This is a genomic window from Niallia sp. HCP3S3_B10 (assembly GCF_052064465.1).
Classification (GTDB): Bacteria; Bacillota; Bacilli; order Bacillales; family Cytobacillaceae; genus Niallia; species Niallia hominis.
The window spans coordinates 1-2,952 of the sequence record NZ_JBQHVO010000117.1 but is presented as its reverse complement, the minus strand read 5'-3'; the positions used below and the strand labels follow the sequence as shown (position 1 = coordinate 2,952).

Here is a 2,952-nt window from a genome sequence, read left to right as displayed (position 1 = left end):
CGCTTGGTGGCCTTTTTGTCTAGTTGGGGGACTCGTCCCCCAACTAGACAAAAAGGATATTTATTCTCCCACAAACATTTTACTCATACTCGATACACAGGGGAGCAACTCAAGCCTCCTTAGCCACACAGATAGTGAAAAATATTCCGGCTAAGGGGAAAAATGATACAGCATTTTTAAAAACTAATAAAAAAACCAAACAATCACTTTCGTGTGATTTTTTGGTTTTAACATGGGGGGAAATACTTTTATCCATTCTTCTTTTTTTATGGCTTTCGTTGATGCAACTTATATCACAAACAAGTCCTTCAAGTCGATTTCGCTTCTTCTTAATGCTGGATACTCATCACTTGACGGTGTGGTAATATAATCTTTTTTCCATTCTTCATGATGATTTATTATCTTTTTAATGGCCCCAACAATAAAATAGATATCCTCATTGCTCATTGTTGGATGAAGGGAAATTCGCACCCAACCTGGCTTATGCGAAAAATCTCCCTCTTGTATTTCTTTACTTATTTCTTTGGAATGTTCTTTTGTAATAGATAGTAAATAATGGCCATATGGCCCTGCACATGAACAACCACCTCTTACTTGAATACCAAAACGATCATTCAGTAACTGTGAGACTAAATCATAGTGAATATCTTCGCAAATAATGGAGATAATCCCTAATCTATCTTCGTTTTCTGCTTCAAGAATTCGTAGCTTTTTTATTTTTTTTAGTTCAGTCATTGCTAGCTGTACTAATTCTTTCTCCCTTTTCTCTATTCTTTCTATTCCCATCGCTTCTTTTAATTGAATACATAATGCTGTTTTAATAGCTTGTAGAAATCCTGGTGTTCCACCATCTTCTCTCTCTTCGTCCTCTTTTTTATAAAGAATATCTCCCCATTCATTTGTATAATCTACTGTTCCTCCGCCTGGATGATCTGGTATATTCGAATAAATGAGATTCCTTGACATGACAAGCACGCCACTCGTTCCAGGACCTCCCAGGAATTTATGAGGGGAGAAATAAACAGCATCTAATCGTTCCTCTTTATTATCAGGATGCATATTCATTGCTACATACGGAGCTGAAGCAGCAAAATCGACAAAGCAATAACCTTTATGCTGATGCATAATTTTCGCAAGCTCATGGTAATTCGTTTTCCTTCCAGTAACATTGGAACACGCTGTAAATGCCCCTATTTTTAATGGTATGTCCTTATATTGCTCTAGCAAGGATTCTAAATGCTCTCTATTTACTTCTCCATTTGCATTCGGCCTTATCATGATGACTTCTGCATTTGTCTCAAGCCAGGATAAATAATTAGAATGATGTTCCATATGTGTGACAAAAACTACAGCTATTTTTTCGTTAGTAAAACAAGTATTCTTTAAACCCATTATTCTTTGCAGTTTGTTGACCACTCCTGTCATACCAAAGCCATCAAATAATATAATATCATTCTCATCTGCATGAACATGCTTTTTGATGATTCGTTTTGCATCCGTATATGCTTTTGTCATATAAGTTCCCGTTATATTTGATTCAGTATGTGTATTGGCAACATACGGGCCAAGGTTTTTTGTAATCTTATCCTCAATAGTCTTATATAATCTGCCACTTGCTGTCCAATCCGCATAGAGCAGCTTTTGATTTCCATAAGGTGTAGAAAAGGTTAAATTATTTCCAATGATATTATGCTTAATTTTTGAAAAATAGTGCTCCAATTTAGTATGATATTGGTATACAGACTCACCAACTTTAATTCTAATCAATTTAAAAATCCCCTTTCTCTCTCCTTCTTTAACCTATGTCAAAATGAGAAGAGGGGTTATTGCATTTCGAATTGTTTGAAAAAAATTCATAAGAAGGATGGAACATAACAAATGATTACCTTGCCTGATTATGCACTTGATTATATGGAGAACTTAAACCAGTCTGGACGGAGCAAACTTACATTAAAACAGTATGAATCTGACTTAAAGAAATTCTTTAGCTGGCTCGATATATACAAAGAAAACACTAAATTCGAAACAATTAAAGCTTTGCGTGCCGATGATATTCGCGCTTACTTTCATTATTTAAAGGATAAGCAATTATCACAAGCTACTATTCGCCGCCTTGCATCTGTACTAAGCCGATTAATGATTTACCATCAATGTGTTTGCGCACATGAAATTCATAAACTAGCAGAAGCGTCTCCACTACGTCCTCTAACCACAAAAGACTTTATTACAAGCGAAGAATATAATAAATTATTGCAGCATCTGTTAATAAAGGATATAGAAAGCACCAAAAAATCAGCTAGAAATTATCTGCTATCAAGAAATTGGACAATCGTGGCTTTATTAAAAAACTTTGGACTAACACCTATCGATATATATCGTATCAAGATGAAAGATTTAAACTTAGCACAAGGAGAGCTTACCCTCAATAGAGAGGATGCTCCGTTAACTCTTCCACTTTCTCATGATATAATGACTAAATTACGAGATTACTATTTTTCTATACCGGAAGCGTTTCGCCCAAAATATTATTCCAATGATCCTGTATTTATAGCTTTCAACAATATCTCATATTCCTTCCAATATGATTATGATCGGCAAAAACCAAAAGCACTATCTGTCCGTGCAATCCAAGAAATGATTAAAGATGAAGTAAGAAGAGCAGGCTTACGTAAAATTTCTGCTGTCAATCTTCGAAACGCAGCTATATTAGAGGCATTAGCAACAGGAGCAAGTGATGAGAAGGTAATGCGCCAATTTCATTTAACAAGTGAAGCGGCACTAAGAAGGTATAAACAATATTTACTGAATAAAATGAATGATTGAATGAATAAAAAAGATGGTCCTTGAACTGACCTAGCCAGATGAGACATATATAAAACACCTATCCATATTAAATTTAACACTTTTTCATTAATTTGATATTGGTTCTTTACTGGAAATAGTTCAGGCACT

The 2,952-nt window shown here is 34.9% G+C and carries 2 protein-coding genes; one reads left to right on the top strand and one right to left on the bottom strand.

The features are described from left to right. Window positions 1-288: 288 nt before the first annotated feature. Window positions 289-1,767 (bottom strand): aminotransferase class V-fold PLP-dependent enzyme, encoded by a 1,479-nt coding sequence (locus ACTNDN_RS24525; protein ID WP_441132550.1) that lies wholly within the window; start codon window positions 1,765-1,767, stop codon window positions 289-291. 111 nt (window positions 1,768-1,878) lie between these two features. Here ACTNDN_RS24525 and ACTNDN_RS24520 point away from each other — a divergent pair, with 111 nt between their 5' ends. Then, on the top strand, window positions 1,879-2,823 hold the full coding sequence (locus tag ACTNDN_RS24520) for a tyrosine-type recombinase/integrase (protein ID WP_235251538.1): 945 nt from the start codon (window positions 1,879-1,881) through the stop codon (window positions 2,821-2,823). Window positions 2,824-2,952 lie beyond the last annotated feature (129 nt).

Coding starts and splice junctions, on each gene's coding strand:
- ACTNDN_RS24520 (WP_235251538.1), top strand. CDS start 1,879: ATGATTACCTTGCCTGATTATGCACTTGATTATATGGAGAACTTAAAC.